This is a genomic window from Streptomyces sp. AP-93 (genome assembly GCF_022808175.1).
GTDB lineage: Bacteria > Actinomycetota > Actinomycetes > Streptomycetales > Streptomycetaceae > Streptomyces.
The window spans coordinates 51160-68478 of the sequence record NZ_JALGBX010000003.1 but is presented as its reverse complement, the minus strand read 5'-3'; the positions used below and the strand labels follow the sequence as shown (position 1 = coordinate 68478).

Sequence of the window (17319 nt, the reverse complement as noted above, 5' to 3'; positions counted from 1 at the left end):
CACAGCGACCGTAGCACGATCAGGATGGAGGTTCTCTCATACTTATGACCGGTAGTGGCCGATTCGTACTGCGGCGGCCTCTTGACGTCGCGAGGCGCAAAGGCTCGACTTAAGCTTCACAAGTTGGAGAGACGCCGGGGTCTCGTGTCAGCCGGAGCATGCAGCCGCTGACGGCCCCGGCCGGGGGGCGACGGCTTGCCGTTGCTTATGGGCAGGAGTGGATGAGTCGTGCAGACTCCCGGATCGCAGTCTTCGCTGCATCGCGCCAATCTGGAGCGCGTCGTACGGGCGGTACGGCTCGCCGGTTCGCTGACCCAGGCGGAGATCGCCCGGAGCACCGGACTGTCGGCGGCCACGGTCTCCAATATCGTCCGGGAGCTCAAGGAGGCCGGGACCGTCGAGGTCACGGACACCTCCGCCGGGGGCAGGCGGGCGCGCAGCGTCTCGCTCAGCGGTGACGCCGGCATCGTGATCGGCGTCGACTTCGGCCACACCCACCTGCGGGTGGCCGTGGGGAACCTGGCCCACCAGGTGCTGGCCGAGGAGTCCGAGCCGCTGGACGTGGACGCCTCCTGGGTCGACGGCTTCGACCGGGCGGAAGCCCTGGTGGGACGGCTCGTCGAGGGCATCGGGATCGGCCGCGACAAGGTCATCGGCGTCGGGCTGGGCGTACCGGGCCCCATCGACCTGGAGTCCGGCACCCTCGGGTCCACCGCGATCCTGCCGGGCTGGGCCGGGATCAACCCGCGGCGCGAGCTCTCGCAGCGGCTGGGCGTACCGGTGTACGTGGACAACGACGCGAACCTCGGGGCGCTGGGGGAACTCGTCTGGGGGAGCGGCCGGGGAGTAAAGGACCTGGCCTACATCAAGGTGGCCAGCGGCGTCGGCGCGGGGCTCGTGATCAACGGGCAGATCTACCGGGGACCGGGCGGAACCGCCGGCGAGATCGGGCACATCACGCTGGACGAATCGGGTCCGGTCTGCCGCTGCGGCAACCGCGGCTGCCTGGAGACCTTCGCCGCCGCCCGGTACGTGCTGCCGCTCCTGCAGAGCAGCCACGGACCGGAGTTGACGATGGAACGGGTGGTGGAACTGGCCCGGGACGGGGACCCCGGCTGCCGTCGGGTCATCACGGACGTGGGCCGCCACATCGGCAGCGGAGTGGCCAGTCTGTGCAATCTCCTGAACCCGAGCCGGGTGGTCCTGGGCGGCTCGCTCGCGGACGCGGGTGAACTGGTGCTGGCCCCCATCCGTGAATCCGTGGGGAGGTACGCGATCCCCAGCGCGGCCCGCCAGTTGTCGGTGCTCACGGGCTCGTTGGGCGGGCGCGCCGAGGTGCTGGGCGCGCTGGCCCTCGTACTGAGTGAGATGGGCGATTCGACGCTTTTGGCGGAAAATGGCAGTGGAGTGCGAGCACCAGCCGTCTTGTCTTCAGTTAGATAACGAATGGCGTCGTTGTCATCTCGTTAAGCATTCACTCCTTGACGACAAACTCGCGGCCGGGGTTGACTCACATCCACCTCGGCCGCAGTGCTGCGGCCTCGTCAGGGAGGTTCAAGTAATGAACACGCGTATGCGCAGAGTCGCCGTCGCCGTTGCTGCCGGCACCATGGCCGTCTCGCTCGCCGCTTGCGGCAGCGCGAAGGAGTCCGGGGACAAGAAGGACAACGCCACCGGAGCCGTCAAGGGCGGCGCGATCAAGGTCGGCCTGCTCCTGCCGGAGAACCAGACCGCGCGTTACGAGAAGTTCGACAAGCCGCTGATCGAGAAGGCGGTCAAGGACCTGACCGCGGGCAAGGGCGAGGTCGTCTACGCCAACGCCAAGCAGGACGCGACCACGCAGAACTCCCAGGTCGACACGATGATCACCAACAAGGTGAACGTCCTGATCATCGACGCGGTGGACTCCAAGGCCATCGCCGGCTCGGTCAAGAAGGCCAAGGAGGCCGGCATCCCGGTCGTGGCCTACGACCGCCTGGCCGAGGGCCCGATCGACGCCTACACCTCCTTCGACAACGAAGAGGTCGGCAAGGTCCAGGGCAAGGCGCTCCTGGAGGCCCTGGGCGCCAAGGCCAAGGACGGCCAGATCGTCATGATGAACGGCTCCGTCACCGACCCGAACGCCGCGCTGTTCAAGAAGGGCGCGCACTCCGTCCTCGACGGCAACGTGAACGTCGGCAAGGAGTACGACACCGTCGAGTGGAAGCCGGAGAACGCCAACACCAACATGGCGGCCGCGCTCTCGGCGCTCGGCAAGGACAAGGTCATCGGCGTCTACTCCGCCAATGACGGCATGGCCGGCGGCATCATCACCGCCCTCAAGGCCGCCGGCGTGTCCCCCCTGCCCCCGGTCACGGGCCAGGACGCCGAACTCGCCGGTGTGCAGCGGATCGTGGCGGGCGAGCAGTTCATGAGCGTCTACAAGCCGTACGCCCCCGAGGCCGAGGCCGCCGCGAAGATGGCCGTGGCCCTCGCCAAGGGCGAGTCGATCGCGACGACCGCCACTGACAAGGTCGACAGCCCCACCACCAAGGGCGTCCCGGCCCTGCTGATCCCGGTCGTCTCGCTGACCAAGGCGAACGTCAAGGACACCGTCATCCGCGACAACGTCTACACGGTCGACGAGATCTGCACCGAGAAGTACGCGGCCGCCTGCGCCGCCATCGGCCTGAAGTAAGGCCCCCCGCCGCTCGGTCCGCCGAGCGGCCCCCATGCCTGTCCGGCGTTCCCGCCTCCATCCCGCCACTGGCGGGGCGCCGGACAGAAACGTTTCTCTCAAGCGGATTCGTTCCAGCAGATTCGTTTCTCTCAAATCCCCCGTGGTCCTGCTCTTTTGCACGACATCCCCGCCGGTCAGGCGGCAAGGAGATGGTTCATGTGTCCGCTGCGCCCGTACTGGCGTTGCGAGGGGTCTCGAAGCGGTTCGGCGCCGTTCAGGCCCTCACCGACGTAGAACTCGAGATCCACTCCGGCGAGGTGGTCGCCCTCGTCGGCGACAACGGCGCCGGCAAGTCCACGCTGGTCAAGACGATCGCCGGCGTGCACCCCATCGATGACGGCGTCATCGAGTGGGAGGGCCGCCCGGTCTCGATCACCAAGCCCCACGACGCCCAGAACCTGGGCATCGCGACGGTCTACCAGGACCTCGCGCTGTGCGACAACATCGACGTCGTCGGCAACCTCTTCCTGGGACGCGAGCTCAAGCGGCGCGGCATCCTCGACGAGGTGGAGATGGAGCGGCGCGCACGCGAGCTCCTGACCACCCTGTCCATCCGCATCCCCAGCGTCCGCATCCCCATCGCCTCGCTCTCCGGCGGGCAGCGCCAGACCGTGGCCATCGCCCGCTCCATGCTGGGCGAGCCCCAGCTCGTGATCCTCGACGAGCCCACCGCCGCCCTCGGCGTCGAGCAGACCGCACAGGTGCTCGACCTGGTCGAGCGGCTGCGCGAGCGCGGTCACGCCGTCATCCTCATCAGCCACAACATGGCCGACGTGAAGGCCGTGGCCGACAAGGTGGCCGTCCTGCGGCTGGGGCGCAACAACGGCGTCTTCTCCGTGAAGGACACGTCGCAGGAAGAGATCATCTCCGCCATCACCGGGGCCACGGACAACGCCGTGACCCGCCGGGCGGCCCGCACAGGGGAGGCCCGCAAGTGAGCACCCAGCACATAGACCCCGTCAACCCGGCCGCCGCGCACGACGCCATCCCGGCCGTGGACCCCCGCCTGCTCGTCCGCGAGCAGGGCCTCGCCGGGTACGTGAACGAGTTCGGCCGCAAGCTCAAGGCCGGCGACCTGGGCTCGGTGCCCGTCGTCCTCGGCCTGATCATCATCTGGAGCATCTTCCAGGGCCTGAACTCGAACTTCCTCGGCGCCGAGAACCTCACCAACATCGCGATCACGATGACGGCCACCGGCATGATGGCGGTCGGCATCATCTTCGTCCTGCTGCTCGGCGAGATCGACCTCTCGGTCGGCTCGGTCAGCGGCGTCTCGGGCGCGATCGTGGCCGTCCTCTCGGTCACCAACGGCGTCAACGAATGGCTGGCCATCCTCGCGGCGATCGCCGGAGGCGCCCTGATCGGCTCCCTCCACGGCTTCTTCTTCGCCAAGATCGGCGCGCCGGCCTTCGCCGTCACCCTTTCGGGCCTGCTCTTCTGGTCCGGCGCCATGCTGCAGATCCTCGGCAGCAACGGCACGATCAACCTCGACTCCGAGGGCGTGGTCGGGCAGCTGACCACGTACTTCTTCTCGGACGTGGCCGTCGGCTACGGGCTCGCCGCCCTCGCCGTGGTGGCCTACTTCCTCGCCACGTTCTCCGACAACCGGCGCCGCTCTGCCGCAGGGGTCCCCTCCCGGCCCCTCGGCGAGATCCTGCTGCGCACCGGGCTCCTCGCGGTGTTCACCTTCGGCCCGGCCATGGTGTTCAACCAGTACAAGGGCCTGCCGCTGGCGATCGTGCTCTTCCTGCTGGCCCTGGTCGCCACGGACTTCCTCCTGCGGCGCACCACCTTCGGCCGCCAGGTCTTCGCCCTCGGCGGCAGCGTCGAGGCCTCCCGGCGCGCCGGCATCAACGTCAACCGGGTCCGGATCACGGTCTTCGCGATCGCCGGCACCTTCGCGGCCATCGGCGGGCTCTTCTGGGCCTCCAAGATCGCGGCGGCCAACCAGAGCGCCGGCGCCGGCGACCTGCTGATGAACGTGATCGCGGCGGCCGTCATCGGCGGCACCAGCCTCTTCGGCGGCCGCGGCCGGACCTGGAACGCCCTCCTCGGCGTCATGGTCATCACCTCCATCCAGTACGGTCTGGCCCTGGAGGGAATCGCGACGCCGATCCAGTACATGATCACCGGCGCGGTCCTCCTCGCCACCGTGGTGATCGACTCGATCACCCGCAAGACGCAGAAGACGGCCGGGCGCGCCTGACCGGCGTGCGCGGAGCGTGATGCGGCGGTAAGAACCGTCACAGTGCCCGGTGCCACTTGGTGTGGCACCGGGCACCTGTGCGTATGCGTGTACGTACGGATGTGCGGGAATACCCCCTTTTGGGGGGTGTGACTCCGTACTGATGTGTACAGGTATGACAAAGGTGTGACCTGACCGGGACCGCGCTTCACTTACCCCCAACTGGCGAACATTAGACTCGGCAGACCAGCAAGCGACTGCAAGGAGGCACGGGTGCTGCTGACCCGCATCAAGGGACCGCGCGATCTGGACCGGCTCAGCCAGGAGGAGCTCGACCGGCTCGCCGCAGAGATCAGGACCTTCCTCGTCGACGCCGTCTCCAAGACCGGCGGGCACCTCGGCCCCAACCTCGGTGTCGTCGAGTTGACGATCGCTCTGCACAGGGTCTTCCACTCGCCCAAGGACAAGGTCCTCTTCGACACCGGCCACCAGGCCTACGTGCACAAGCTGCTCACCGGCCGCCAGGACTTCGGCGGCCTGCGCACGAAGGGCGGCCTGTCGGGCTACCCCTCGCGCGCCGAGTCCGAGCACGACGTGATCGAGAACTCGCACGCGTCCACCGTGCTGGGCTGGGCCGACGGCTTCGCCAAGGCCAATGAGGTGCTCGGCAAGGAAGACCACCACGTCGCGGCGGTCATCGGCGACGGAGCCCTCACCGGCGGCATGGCCTGGGAGGCGCTGAACAACATCGCCGCCGCCAAGGACCGCCCCCTGGTGATCGTCGTCAACGACAACGAGCGCTCGTACGGCCCCACCATCGGCGGCCTCGCGAACCACCTGGCCACCCTGCGCACCACGGACGGCTACGAGCGCTTCCTGGCCCGCGGCAAGGACCTCCTGGAGCGCACCCCGGTCGTCGGGAAGCCCCTCTACGAGACCCTGCACGGCGCCAAGAAGGGCCTCAAGGACTTCATCGCCCCGCAGGGCATGTTCGAGGACCTGGGCCTGAAGTACATCGGGCCCATCGACGGCCACGACATCGAGGCCCTGGAATCGGCCCTGCAGCGCGCCAAGCGCTTCAGCGGACCGGTCATCGTGCACTGCCTCACCCAGAAGGGCCGGGGCTACGAGCCGGCCGTCCAGGACGAGGCGGACCGCTTCCACGCGGTCGGCGTGATCCACCCGGACACCGGCCTGCCGGTCTCCACCGACGCCGCCAGCTGGACCTCGGTCTTCGCCGACGAGATGGTCAAGCTCGGCAAGGCGCGCAAGGACATCGTCGCGATCACCGCGGCCATGCTCCAGCCGGTCGGCCTGAAGAAGTTCGCCGACGCCTACCCGGACCGGATCTTCGACGTCGGCATCGCCGAACAGCACGGCGCCACCTCGGCGGCCGGCCTGGCCTCCGGCGGCGCCCACCCGGTCTTCGCGGTGTACGCGACCTTCCTCAACCGCGCCTTCGACCAGGTCCTGATGGACGTCGCCCTGCACAAGTGCGGGGTCACCTTCGTCCTGGACCGCGCCGGGGTCACCGGCACCGACGGCGCCTCCCACAACGGCATGTGGGACATGTCCATCCTCCAGGTGGTCCCCGGCCTGCGCCTGGCCGCCCCGCGCGACGCCGAGCAGCTGCGCGCCCAGCTGAACGAGGCCGTCCTGGTGAAGGACGCGCCGACCGTCGTGCGCTTCTCCAAGGGCGTCGTCGGCCCGGCCGTCCCGGCCATCGGGAGGATCGGCGGCATGGACGTGCTGCGCCGTCCGGCCGACGAGGTCACCCGGCCGGACGTACTGCTCGTCTCGGTCGGCGCGCTCGCCCCGATGTGCCTGGAGATCGCCGACCTCCTGGACAAGCAGGGGATCTCCACGACCGTGGTCGACCCCCGTTGGGTCAAGCCGGTGGACGAGGCCCTGGCCCCGCTCGCCGACGGCCACCGCGTGGTCGTGACCGTGGAGGACAACAGCCGGAGCGGCGGCGTGGGTTCCGCCGTCGCGCAGGCACTGCGGGACGCGGGGGTCGACGTACCGCTGCGCGACTTCGGCATTCCGCAGCGCTTCCTCGACCACGCCACGCGCAAGGAGGTCATGGCCGAGATCGGCCTGACCGCCCCGGACATCGCGCGGCAGGTCACCGGCCTGGTGGCCAAGCTGGACGGGCGCTACGACAACGAGCCGGCCGCCGCCGTCGACTAGACGGACCCGTACGGACACGTACGGACCCGTACGGGCGACCTAGATCGCCGAGCGGTTGCACGCCACGGGCCGGGAGATCACCCTTGAAGGGGTGGGCCTCCCGGCCCGCTCGCGTAGGTACGCCCCGCTCGGAGGTGCGTCGGTGAGTTCGGATCTGAACAGCCCCTTCCGCACGAAGTCGGTGGAGCAGTCCATCCTCGACACGCAGGAGCCGGAACACCAGCTCAAGAAGTCGCTCTCCGCCTGGGACCTGATGGTCTTCGGCGTCGGCGTCATCATCGGTACCGGCATCTTCGTCCTGACCGGCAAGGTCGCCAAGGAGACAGCGGGCCCCGCCACGGCGCTCGCGTTCGTCGCGGCCGGCGTCGTGTGCGCGCTCGCCGCGCTCTGCTACGCCGAGTTCGCCTCGACGGTGCCGGTCGCCGGTTCCGCGTACACCTTCTCCTACGCCTCGATCGGCGAGCTGCCGGCCTGGATCATCGGCTGGGACCTGGTGCTGGAATTCGCCCTCGGCACGGCCGTCGTGGCGGTCGGCTGGTCCGGGTACGTCCGCTCGCTCATGGACAACGCCGGGCTCCATCTGCCGGTCTCGCTCCAGGGACCCGACGTGCCGGGCGGCAGCTTCGACCTGCTGGCCTTCGTACTCGTCCTGGTGCTGACCGCGATCCTCGTCGTCGGCGTGAAGCTGTCCGCGCGGATCACCGCGATCGTGGTCGCGATCAAGGTCACGGTGGTGCTCATCGTGATCTTCGCCGGCCTCTTCTTCATCAAGGGCAGCAACTACGAGCCCTTCATCCCGAAGGCGGTCAAGCAGGAGGGCGGCGCGGGCCTGGACGCCCCCCTGGTCCAGCTGATCTTCGGCTACGAGCCGACCAACTTCGGCATCATGGGCATCTTCACCGCGGCCTCCGTCGTCTTCTTCGCCTTCATCGGCTTCGACGTCGTCGCCACCGCCGCCGAAGAGACCAAGCTGCCCCAGAGGGACATGCCGCGCGGCATCCTCGGCTCGCTGCTGATCTGCACGGTGCTGTACGTGGCCGTCTCGCTCGTGGTCACCGGCATGCAGCACTACTCGGAGCTGTCGGTGAGCGCCCCGCTGGCCGACGCCTTCAAGTCCGCGGGCCATCCGATCTACGGAGGCATCATCAGCTTCGGCGCGGCGGTGGGCCTGACCACGGTCTGCATGATCCTGCTGCTCGGCCAGACCCGGGTGTTCTTCGCGATGAGCCGCGACGGACTGCTGCCGCGGTTCTTCTCGCGGACCCACCCGAAGTTCCGTACGCCCTACCGGCCGACGATCCTGCTCGGCGTGGTCATCGCGATCGTCGCCGGATTCACCAGCATCAACGAGCTGGCGACCCTGGTGAACATCGGCACCCTCTTCGCCTTCGTCGTCGTCGCGCTCGGCGTGATGGTCCTGCGCCGCACCCGGCCCGACCTGCACCGGGCCTTCCGCACCCCGTGGGTGCCGCTCGTGCCCATCCTGTCGATCGCCGCGTCGGTCTGGCTGATGCTGAACCTGCCGGCCGAGACCTGGCTGCGCTTCGGGATCTGGATGGCGATCGGCATCGCCGTCTACTTCCTCTACGGCAAGCAGCACAGCCGGCTGGGCAAGGGCGAGGGCATGACCCCGAACCCGGCGCGCGAGGGCCGCTGAGCACGCCTCCCCGAGTTCCAGGGCCGGGGGCTCGCGGCCCGCGCGGCCCGGGCGCTCAGTTCGAGTACCCGCCGGGGCAGTGGCACGCGAGCGGCGACTGGCGCGTCGTGCCGGGCGGGGACGGCGCGTAGCCCCGGCGCCGCATCGGGGCCGGGGCTACGCGTCGCAGGCGGTGTCGGTCAGCCGCCGGTGGCGGGGGACTTCTTGGCCGCGGCCGGGATGGTCCGGTCGTTGCGCAGGGCCTCCCACAGCTGGCCGGCCTGCGGCTCCGAGGCGACGACGCGGTTCCTGTTGATCTTGTCGTAGGCGACCGGCAGCATGATCGTCTCCATGGTCTCCGGATCCACGCCCTTCATGCTCTGGGCGAAGTCCGACAGGCCCTTGAGGGAGTCGAGTTCGGCGTCGGTGGTGAGCGCCTTGGTGCCGGCGTCGGCGAGCTTGTACAGGCGGGCCGGGCTGCTGAGGACGTCCTGCTTCTTGATCTCGGACAGCATCGCGATCATGAACTTCTGCTGCAGGTCTATGCGTCCGAGGTCGCTGCCGTCCCCGTAACCGTGGCGGGTGCGAACGAACTTCAGCGAGTCCGTGCCGTTCAGGCGGTGCGGGCCCGCGTCGAGGTTCAGACCGCCCTTGATGGGCTTGTCGAGGGTGACGGTCACGCCGCCGAGCGCGTCCACCAGCTCCTTGAAGCCGGCGAACTCCACCTTCACGAGGTGGTCGACGCGGATGTCGGACATCTGCTCGATGGTCTTGACGACACAGGCCGGGCCGCCAGTGCCGATGACACTGTTGATCATGACGCGGTTCGCGCCGGCAACCGTCTTGCCGTTCTTGTCCTTGCACTCCGGCCGGGTCACCAGGGTGTCGCGGGGGATGCTGATCGCGGTGGCCTTCTTACGGCCCTCAGGTATGTGCACCAGCATGTTGGTGTCCGAGCGGGTACCGCTGACATCGCCGTGATCGAGTTCACCGTTGGCGCCGGCGCGCGAGTCCGAGCCGAGCACCAGGATGTTCTGCCCGCTGTCCGGGACCTTCGCCGGCCGGTTGTCGACACCGATCGCCTGGTCGAGGTCGACGCTGTCGATGTTGCCGTTCAGGTGGCTGTACGCCCACCAGCCCGTGCCCCCCGCGGCGAGGACCAGGACCAGGAGCGTCAGCAGGACGCCCCGCCTGATGCGCTGCCCGCGGGTGCGGACGCGCTTGCGTCCTCTTCCCGTCGACGTGCCGGGGGCTGGGCGACGGTCCGGTGTCTGGACGTCCTGGCTCATCCTGCTTCAGTCCTCAATCGTCGGGCCGGCGTGGGCGGTGGAGCGGGGTGCTGGAGCGGGGCGCTGGAGCGGCGGGATCCGGGGCACCTCGGCCGACGCCCGCTTATGCCACGCTGACCGTGCACTATAGACAGATATTGCGACTGGCGTGCGCCCCGGGTCCGGGACCGTCGGATCCGTCTCTCGAACTAGAATCCGCACGATGTGGCCGCTGCCGGGCCGCGCGAAACGCTGGAGGGGCAACGTCATGCGGTCGAGATCGGGAGCCGGCGTGCAGCGGGACGGCGCGGGGGCAACTGCCCGACGGGGCGCCGGAACCGGACCGGACGGCCCCCGCTCCGTGCTCGACGGCCGCTGGCTGGTGCGGGGCCCCGAGGGCCTGCTGTCGGCGTACGCGCGCACCCCGGACGGGCTGCTGCGCTGGACCGAGACCATCCCCGGCGGGCCGCGCTGGAAGGGGCCGGACTACTTCGCCGCCCCCGGCATGGCCGCGCTGTCGGTGGCCCAGGGGCCCAACGGCTTCGTCCACTTCGTGGGCCGGCGCACCGTGCGCGGCAAGGGCGGCGACAGCGTCGAGCTGGCACACGCGATCCAGTACCAGACCGGCCGGCCCCTCGGCGAGTGGACCTCCCTGGGCAACCCGCACCGCGATCCGGCCCGGGCCCCGTACATCGGCAACCCGGTCGTCTCGGTCGCCGCGAACGGGTCGACGTACGTCTTCCTCGCCAACGCCTCCGGCGCCCTCGCGGTGCGCCGCGAGTCGGAGACCGGCAAATGGCTTCCCTGGCAGGGCATCAAGTGTCTGGGCACGCGCTCCGACATGGCGCCGGTGCCCCACGCGTCGGGTCTGATGGAGGCCCTGGTGCCGATCGGCACCGGGACGATGCGCTGCTATCAGCCGGAGGCGGGCGTCCCGCTGGTGCGCACCCCGGACCTGCCGTTCGCGCCGGCCGAGCAGAGTGCGGTGGGGATCGAGACGGCCCCGGGCCGGGTCACCTACTACTGGACCGACCAGGCGACCACGGGCATCCAGGCGTACCGGGACGGCGGGTGGGTGATCCCGCTCGGCGGCAGCGCGGCCGAGGGCCGCGTCGCGGCCGTGCGGACGATGATCGACGGCTACGACTGCACGGTGCTGGCCTACCGCGGCCTCGACGGCCAGGTGGTCTTCGGCGCGTTCGGCACCGGGAACGAGGGCGCGGGCGTGTGGTGGGCGCCGACCGGTGAATGGTGCGCCGCCGCCCCCGCCCTCGCGCTCGATCACGCGGGCCGGGTCGTGGCCGCGTTCCTCGACGCCGACGGCCGGCTCCGCGTGGCCCGGCAAGGGGTCGAGGGCGGTTTCACAATGAACCCTTCCGCCCAGATCTGACCGTGTTTTCCCCTCTTCGCCCCTTGTTCTCCTGAGTGGGGGCGGACCTTACTGTGATGACCTCCACATCGAAACCCCGGATGCGCCGCAAGTTCATTTCAGGTGGGTAACGGGACCCCGGAATCACTGGCCATTGATGGACGCCTCGTAATCAGCCATGTAAAGGTTGAGTAATGCTGGATCAGTCGCCACGGGATGGACACCCGTAGTACACCTTCCAGTCATTGTTCTGACGGGGATGTCCCGGACGCCGAGGCGTCGGGGACATGGGCGGTGGCTCGTGATGGAAGGTGCGGAAGTCTGTGAGCCTCAAGAACCCCGAGGCGAGTGCTCTGGTCGCCTCCTACCGTTCGCTGCTGCCCGTACGAGCCCGCCGCAAGATCGTTCGCAAGGTGCCGCGCCCCCTGCGCCAGGCGGTCATGGCTTCCATGGCCTCCTTCGACTCGCTGCGCAGCGCCCTGGCGGTCCGCGCCCTCGGCGGCAGGAGCCGCGGCGCCCGGCACAGCGCGCGGGGCTCGATCCGCGTCGTGCGCCTCGGAGGCAAGCACGTCAGGGCCGTCGTGGTGCCCGGCGCCACCGAATGGGCCGCACGCGCCCGCAACCTGCACCTCCTGGTCAGCATGCTCGAAGAAGCGGACATCGACTTCTTCTGCATACGCGGCACCGCGAACCGTCTGCCCTGCGTGGCCGTCCCGTCCGTCTGGCGCGAGGACCTTGAGGAGGTCCTCCAGATCGGCTTCGGACACAACCCCGGCTACGTGGGCGAGGGTTCGGGCGCCAACATGCGCTCCGGGTCCGCCGCCCCCACCTGGCGCCGGCTCCGCCACACCAAGGTGCTCCGGCTGGCCTGGAACGTCTGCGACCCCTCCGGACACCTCGTCTTCGGCCCCGAGTCCGGCGTCGAACTCGAATTCTGGGACCAGGACGGCGGGGAGTACGTGGCTCCGCGCCCCAACAGCGTCGTGACCGCCGCCGGCGTCGGCGACGAACGCCGGCTGGCGGAGCAGAAGCTCTTCAGCCCCGTCCCCCAGCTCTACGCCACGGGCCTGACGCGCACGCTGACCGAGTTCACCGCGCCGCTCCCGGGCGACCACCTCTACCCCGTCGACGTCGTCTACACCTGGGTCGACGACTCCGACCCGGTCTGGCGGGCCGGCAAGGAAGCGGCCCGCGGCGCCACGGGCGCGAGCGCCGGAGCGCCCCTGCACGAACAGGCCGCCAACGACTCCCGCTTCAAGAGCCGCGACGAGCTGCGCTACTCGCTGCGCTCGATCCACCAGTACGCCCCCTGGGTGCGCAACATCTACCTGGTCACCGCCGGCCAGGCCCCGGGCTGGCTCAACACGGAGTACCCCGGCCTGCGCGTGGTCGACCACCGCGAGATCTTCTCCGACCCGTCCGCGCTCCCGACCTTCAACTCGCACGCCATCGAGAGCCAGTTGCACCACATCGAGGGCCTCTCGGAGCACTTCCTCTACCTCAACGACGACGTGTTCTTCGGCAGACCCGTGGACCCCGGGCACTTCTTCCACCCCAACGGCCTGACCAAGTTCTTCATGTCCAAGGCCCTCATCCCCTCCAGCCGGGGCGGTGACGCGGACCTTCCGGTCAACGCGGCGGGCCGCAACAGCCGCAGCCTGATCTCCCAGCAGTTCGGCACCTTCATCTCCCAGAAGATGAAGCACACGCCGCACGCGCTGCGTCGCAGCGTCCTCGCCGAGATCGAGCAGGTCTACGAGCGGGCCCACTGGACCACGCAGCACGCGACCTTCCGCTCCCCGCACGACGTTCCCATCGCCTCCTCGCTGCACCACTACCACGCCTACCACTCGGCCCGGGCGACGGTGGCGGACCTGCGGTACACGTACATCGACATCGGCGACGAGAAGGCCAAGCAGCGCCTCGACCGCCTCGTCGCGCGCCGGGACTTCGACACCTTCTGCATCAACGACACGGTGGTGCCCGCGGACCCGGACGCCCAGGAGCGCATGGTCGCCGGCTTCCTGGAGGCGTACTTCCCCGTCCCCAGTCCCTACGAGATCCCGGGCGCGACCGGCCTTCCGGTACGCCGCGTCAACGAGTTGGGACGTGTACAGGCATGAGTGCCCTGCGAGCCCGCCTCGGCGCCGTGCGCAGGAGGCTCCTCAAGCTCGATGCCGCCCGCCGCACCATGCGGATCATGGTGCCCGTCCTCGTGCCCATGAAGGAGAAGCGCTCCGCGCACCTGCTGTACGCCGCCGTGCTCGACGGGCAGACCGTGAACCTGCACGCCGAGCTTCCGGTGTCGGCCGGCACCCCGCAGAGCGCCGAGATCGTCGTCGGGACCGGCCGCCGCAGCTACGCCGTCCCCGCCCGCGTCCGCACCGACCGCGACGGCCGCGTGCTGGTGGACGCCGCCGTGCTGCTCGGCTCCGAGGTGGGCGGGGTCCCGGTCACCCCGGGGCGCTGGAAGCTCCGGCTGCGCACGAGCGCCGGGCGGGCCTCGCGCAGCCTGCCGCTGATGCTCGCCGACGTGCCCCCGGCGTACGAGGGCGGGGCGACCGGCCCGATGGTCTTCTCGCCCGTCACCGGCAGCCGCCACCGCATCGTCCGCAGCGCCACCGGCGAGGCACGTATCATCTGCAGTGCCCCCAAAGCGGGGGTGGAGGTCATCCAGTTGCATATCGGGCATTCCGGTATTCAGGTGGACTTCCGTGTCCTCGGCATGCAGGCCGATGGCGCGTGGTGCGAGTTCGCCGCGTCGGGCCGCCGGATCACCGCCTGGCCCGCCGAGGTGGAGCCCGATGTGTGGCGCGTCGCGGTGCCGCTCTCGGAGATGACTCCGGGAGGGGAGCGCGACGAGCACTGGGACGTCCTCCTCTGCTCCGAGGGCCGGCGCTCCGTGCGCGTGGCCCGCAAGTTGCACGACGTGCGCGACCCGCGGCAGGTGTTCGCGGCGCGCAAGATCGTCGTGGCGCCCGGTCCAGAGGATTTGATCATGGTCGAATCGCGCTACACGGCGGCCGGGAACCTCCGGTTCACGTGCAGCACCGCGGCCGGGTGAGGAAGAGTATGAAGGTCACGTTTCTGCTGACCGCGGCAGACGCGATGAGCGACGCCGAACGCGCCGTGTTCAACCAGGCGGGGGAACTGGCCGCCCTCGGGTACGAGGTGTCCGTCCTCAGCGTCTTCAAGGTCCGCCGCCGCCGCTTCGCGGTGCCCGACGGCGGGGTCGGCTGCGGATTCCTCATCGAGGCCGCGGGCCCCACCCACCGGCCCGTCCGTGACGCGGGTCTGGACGAGGCGCGCTACGCCGCGCTCGCCTCCGTACCCAGCGCGATCGTCGAGCGCCGCTGCGACAACCGGTTCAACCGGCTCGCGGACGTCGAGCTCGAATACGCGCTCCAGAACCTCGACACCGACGTACTCGTCACCACCTCGCCGGGGCTCATGGCGTACGCCGCGGCGTTCGCGCCCAGCGAGGTGCTCACCGTCCACCACGAACAGCGGGCCTCCGAGCTCGGAGGCCCCGAGGGCGAGCCGCTGCTCCGGCACACCCCGCGGTTCGACGCCGTCACCTTCCCGAGCCCGCGCTCCTACGAATGGTTCATGGAGACCTTCGGCGCCGGCAACCCGCAGCTCGACGTGATCCCGCCCGCCCCGCTCGCGGGCTTCCGCCCCCGCTCCACGCTCCAGACCCGCATCGTCGTGCTCAGCGCCCCCCTGGTGGAGCGGGCCGGGGTCACCGACGCCCTCAAGGTCTGGGCGGCCATCGCCCCGAACCACCCCACCTGGTCCCTGCGCGTCATCGGCGAGGGCCCGCAGATCGGCCTCCTGCGCCGCCGCCGCGACCAGCTCGGCCTGCACGGCAGCGTGCACTTCATCAGCGAAGCCCCGTACCTCGCCGAGGAGTGGGCCAAGGCGAGCATCGCCCTGTGCACCTCCGAGTCCGAGGCCGGCGGCCTGTCCCTGATGGAGGCACAGACCGCCGGCGTCCCCGTCGTCGCCTACGACTGCCCCAACGCTCCCCGCGACATCGTCCAGGACGGCCGCACGGGCATCCTCGTCACCCCCGGCGACACCGACGCGCTCGTCGGCGTCCTCACGCGGCTCATCGAGGACGACCAGCTGCGCCACGCCCTGGGCAGCGCCGCCTTCGAGGCCGCCGCCCGGTTCGACGCCGCCGCCGTCACCGCCCGCTGGGACGGCCTCTTCCGGCTGCTCGCCGCGGGCCGCGCCTCCGGATCCCGTTCGCAGGCCAAGGCCGCCCGGCTCGCCGCCCACGCACTGCACGCCGGCAACGACGGGGCCGCCCGGGCCGCCGCCGCCGCACCGGCCAGCACCTCCCGCACCAAGCGGCTGCGCGCCACCGAGGAACGCATCCTCAAGCACGACCGCTCCCTGGTGCGCGACGGCGGCCAGATCTGCCGGATCATCGACTCCGAGTCGCCCTTCGAGATCTCCGCCGCCAACCTCGCGCTCACGGCGGACGCGCTGGAACGGGCCCGAATACCGTACTTCGTGGTGCGCGACACCAAGGTGCGCCACTCGGTCGCCGTCCACGCCGAGTACCGCGACCAGGTCCTCAAGGTGCTCGCGGAGACCTACCCCGGCGCGCCCGTCTACATAGCGCTGCTCAACGACTCCGACTCGCCGACCCTCACCACCCTCGCCGAACTGGCCGCCGACCACCTCGGATCGGCGTTCGCCGGAGTGCGGGTCTACCAGAGCGCCGTCGTCGCCTCGCGCACCCTGCGGCTGAGCGCCGCCTACGGCTGCACCGTCTCCTTCTGGGAGGAGGACGCGGAGGACCCGGATTTCTTCGTCTCCCCGACCCGTACGCTCATCGGCGCGCGCGTGCCCCGGCCCGCGCTGCGCCAGGCGTCCCTGCTCCTCGGCGGCCGGACCTACCCCTCCATCGAGCCGTACGCCCAGACGCTCCACCACGACTTCACCTTCCCCGTCGACGCCGTCTACACCTGGGTCGACGGCGCGGACATGGCCTGGCTGGAGCGGAAGAACGCCGCCCTGGGCGCGATGGGCATCGTCACCGAGGACGCCGCCACCAGCGCCGCACGCTTCCGCAACCGTGACGAGCTGCGCTACTCCCTGCGCTCGATCGACATGTACGGACCGTGGATCCGCAACATCTATCTGATCACCGACCAGCAGGTGCCGGCCTGGCTCGACACCAGCCACCCCCGGGTGCGCGTCGTGGACCACAGCGAGATCTTCGGCATGTCGGGCAGCCTCCCGACCTACAACTCGCACGCCATCGAAAGCCGCATGCACCACATCGAGGGGCTCGCCGAGCACTTCCTCTACTTCAACGACGACATCTTCCTGGGCCGCCCGGTCCAGCCCAGCCTGTTCTACCTGAGCAACGGGCAGGCGAAGCACTTCACGTCGTCGAACGCCATTCCCATGAGCGCCATCACCGAGGGCGACGAGTTCAGCCGGATGGCGGCGAAGAACAACCGCGAGCTCATCCGCCAGACGTTCGGGCGGACCCTGGTGAACTCCTTCGTCCACGCCCCGCACCCGCTGCGGCGCAGCATCATGTTCGACCTGGAGTCGCACTTCCCCGAGGCGATGCAGCGCACCGCCCACGCCCAGCTGCGCAGCCCCACGGACGTGTCGACCGCCTCCTCGCTGCACCACTACTTCGGGTACTACACCGAGCGCAGCGTGCCCGGCGGACTGAGCGCCGGATTCGTGAACGTGGGCCTCAGCGAACAGCTCCCGAAGCTGAACACGATGCTCACCGCGAGATCGAACGACACCTTCTGCCTGAACGACTTCCATGACGGTGACGTCTCGGAGGACGAGCAGGACGCGATCCTGGCCGGATTCCTGCCGAGCTACTTCCCGATCGCAAGCCAATTCGAATTCGGATCGCCGAGGAACCAGCGTTACCACGCCGGCCGGCTTCCCGGGTATCCGCTGTAGGAA

Annotated in this window: 11 protein-coding genes; 10 read left to right on the top strand and 1 reads right to left on the bottom strand. The window is 69.8% G+C overall.

Annotated features, from left to right (window positions below; translation table 11 throughout):
- The first annotated feature begins 228 nt into the window (after positions 1 to 228).
- The 6 genes from MTF69_RS06310 (at position 229) to MTF69_RS06285 (ending at position 8751) form a co-directional block, all read left to right on the top strand.
- Positions 229 to 1443: an ROK family transcriptional regulator gene (locus tag MTF69_RS06310; protein WP_243331471.1), complete on the top strand. Its 1215-nt coding sequence runs from the start codon at positions 229 to 231 to the stop codon at positions 1441 to 1443.
- A gap of 118 nt (positions 1444 to 1561) precedes the next feature.
- Complete coding sequence (locus tag MTF69_RS06305; protein ID WP_243331470.1) at positions 1562 to 2677, top strand: substrate-binding domain-containing protein; 1116 nt, start codon at positions 1562 to 1564, stop codon at positions 2675 to 2677.
- 191 nt (positions 2678 to 2868) lie between these two features.
- Positions 2869 to 3657 (top strand): ATP-binding cassette domain-containing protein, encoded by a 789-nt coding sequence (locus MTF69_RS06300; RefSeq protein WP_112447331.1) that lies wholly within the window; start codon positions 2869 to 2871, stop codon positions 3655 to 3657.
- Positions 3654 to 4925: a sugar ABC transporter permease gene (locus MTF69_RS06295; protein ID WP_243331468.1), complete on the top strand. Its 1272-nt coding sequence runs from the start codon at positions 3654 to 3656 to the stop codon at positions 4923 to 4925. The genes MTF69_RS06300 and MTF69_RS06295 overlap by 4 nt, the downstream gene beginning before the upstream one ends.
- 252 nt (positions 4926 to 5177) lie before the next feature.
- Positions 5178 to 7094, top strand: coding sequence for a 1-deoxy-D-xylulose-5-phosphate synthase (gene dxs / locus MTF69_RS06290; RefSeq protein ID WP_243331466.1), 1917 nt, complete (start codon positions 5178 to 5180; stop codon positions 7092 to 7094).
- Positions 7095 to 7236: 142 nt separating this feature from the next.
- Positions 7237 to 8751 (top strand): amino acid permease, encoded by a 1515-nt coding sequence (locus tag MTF69_RS06285; protein WP_243331464.1) that lies wholly within the window; start codon positions 7237 to 7239, stop codon positions 8749 to 8751.
- A 179-nt stretch (positions 8752 to 8930) separates the two neighbouring features.
- Here the strand turns inward: MTF69_RS06285 and MTF69_RS06280 are convergent, their stop codons facing one another.
- Positions 8931 to 10019 carry an LCP family protein gene (locus tag MTF69_RS06280; RefSeq protein WP_243331462.1) on the bottom strand — a complete coding sequence of 363 codons (1089 nt, stop codon included), beginning with the start codon at positions 10017 to 10019 and terminating at the stop codon, positions 8931 to 8933.
- 247 nt (positions 10020 to 10266) lie between these two features.
- On the opposite strand from MTF69_RS06280, the gene MTF69_RS06275 reads away from it, so the two are divergent.
- The 4 genes from MTF69_RS06275 to MTF69_RS06260 all read left to right on the top strand — a co-directional run bounded on the left by MTF69_RS06275 (position 10267) and on the right by MTF69_RS06260 (position 17316).
- Complete coding sequence (locus MTF69_RS06275) at positions 10267 to 11388, top strand: hypothetical protein (protein WP_243331459.1); 1122 nt, start codon at positions 10267 to 10269, stop codon at positions 11386 to 11388.
- 419 nt (positions 11389 to 11807) lie between these two features.
- The gene (locus MTF69_RS06270; protein ID WP_243331894.1) at positions 11808 to 13490 is read left to right on the top strand and encodes a stealth family protein; all 1683 of its coding nucleotides are present in this window, start codon (positions 11808 to 11810) and stop codon (positions 13488 to 13490) included.
- Positions 13487 to 14431: a hypothetical protein gene (locus MTF69_RS06265; protein WP_243331457.1), complete on the top strand. Its 945-nt coding sequence runs from the start codon at positions 13487 to 13489 to the stop codon at positions 14429 to 14431. Before MTF69_RS06270 ends, MTF69_RS06265 begins: the two co-directional genes overlap by 4 nt.
- Before the next feature lie 8 nt (positions 14432 to 14439).
- On the top strand, positions 14440 to 17316 hold the full coding sequence (locus tag MTF69_RS06260) for a stealth conserved region 3 domain-containing protein (protein ID WP_243331456.1): 2877 nt from the start codon (positions 14440 to 14442) through the stop codon (positions 17314 to 17316).
- The last annotated feature ends 3 nt before the right edge of the window (positions 17317 to 17319 follow it).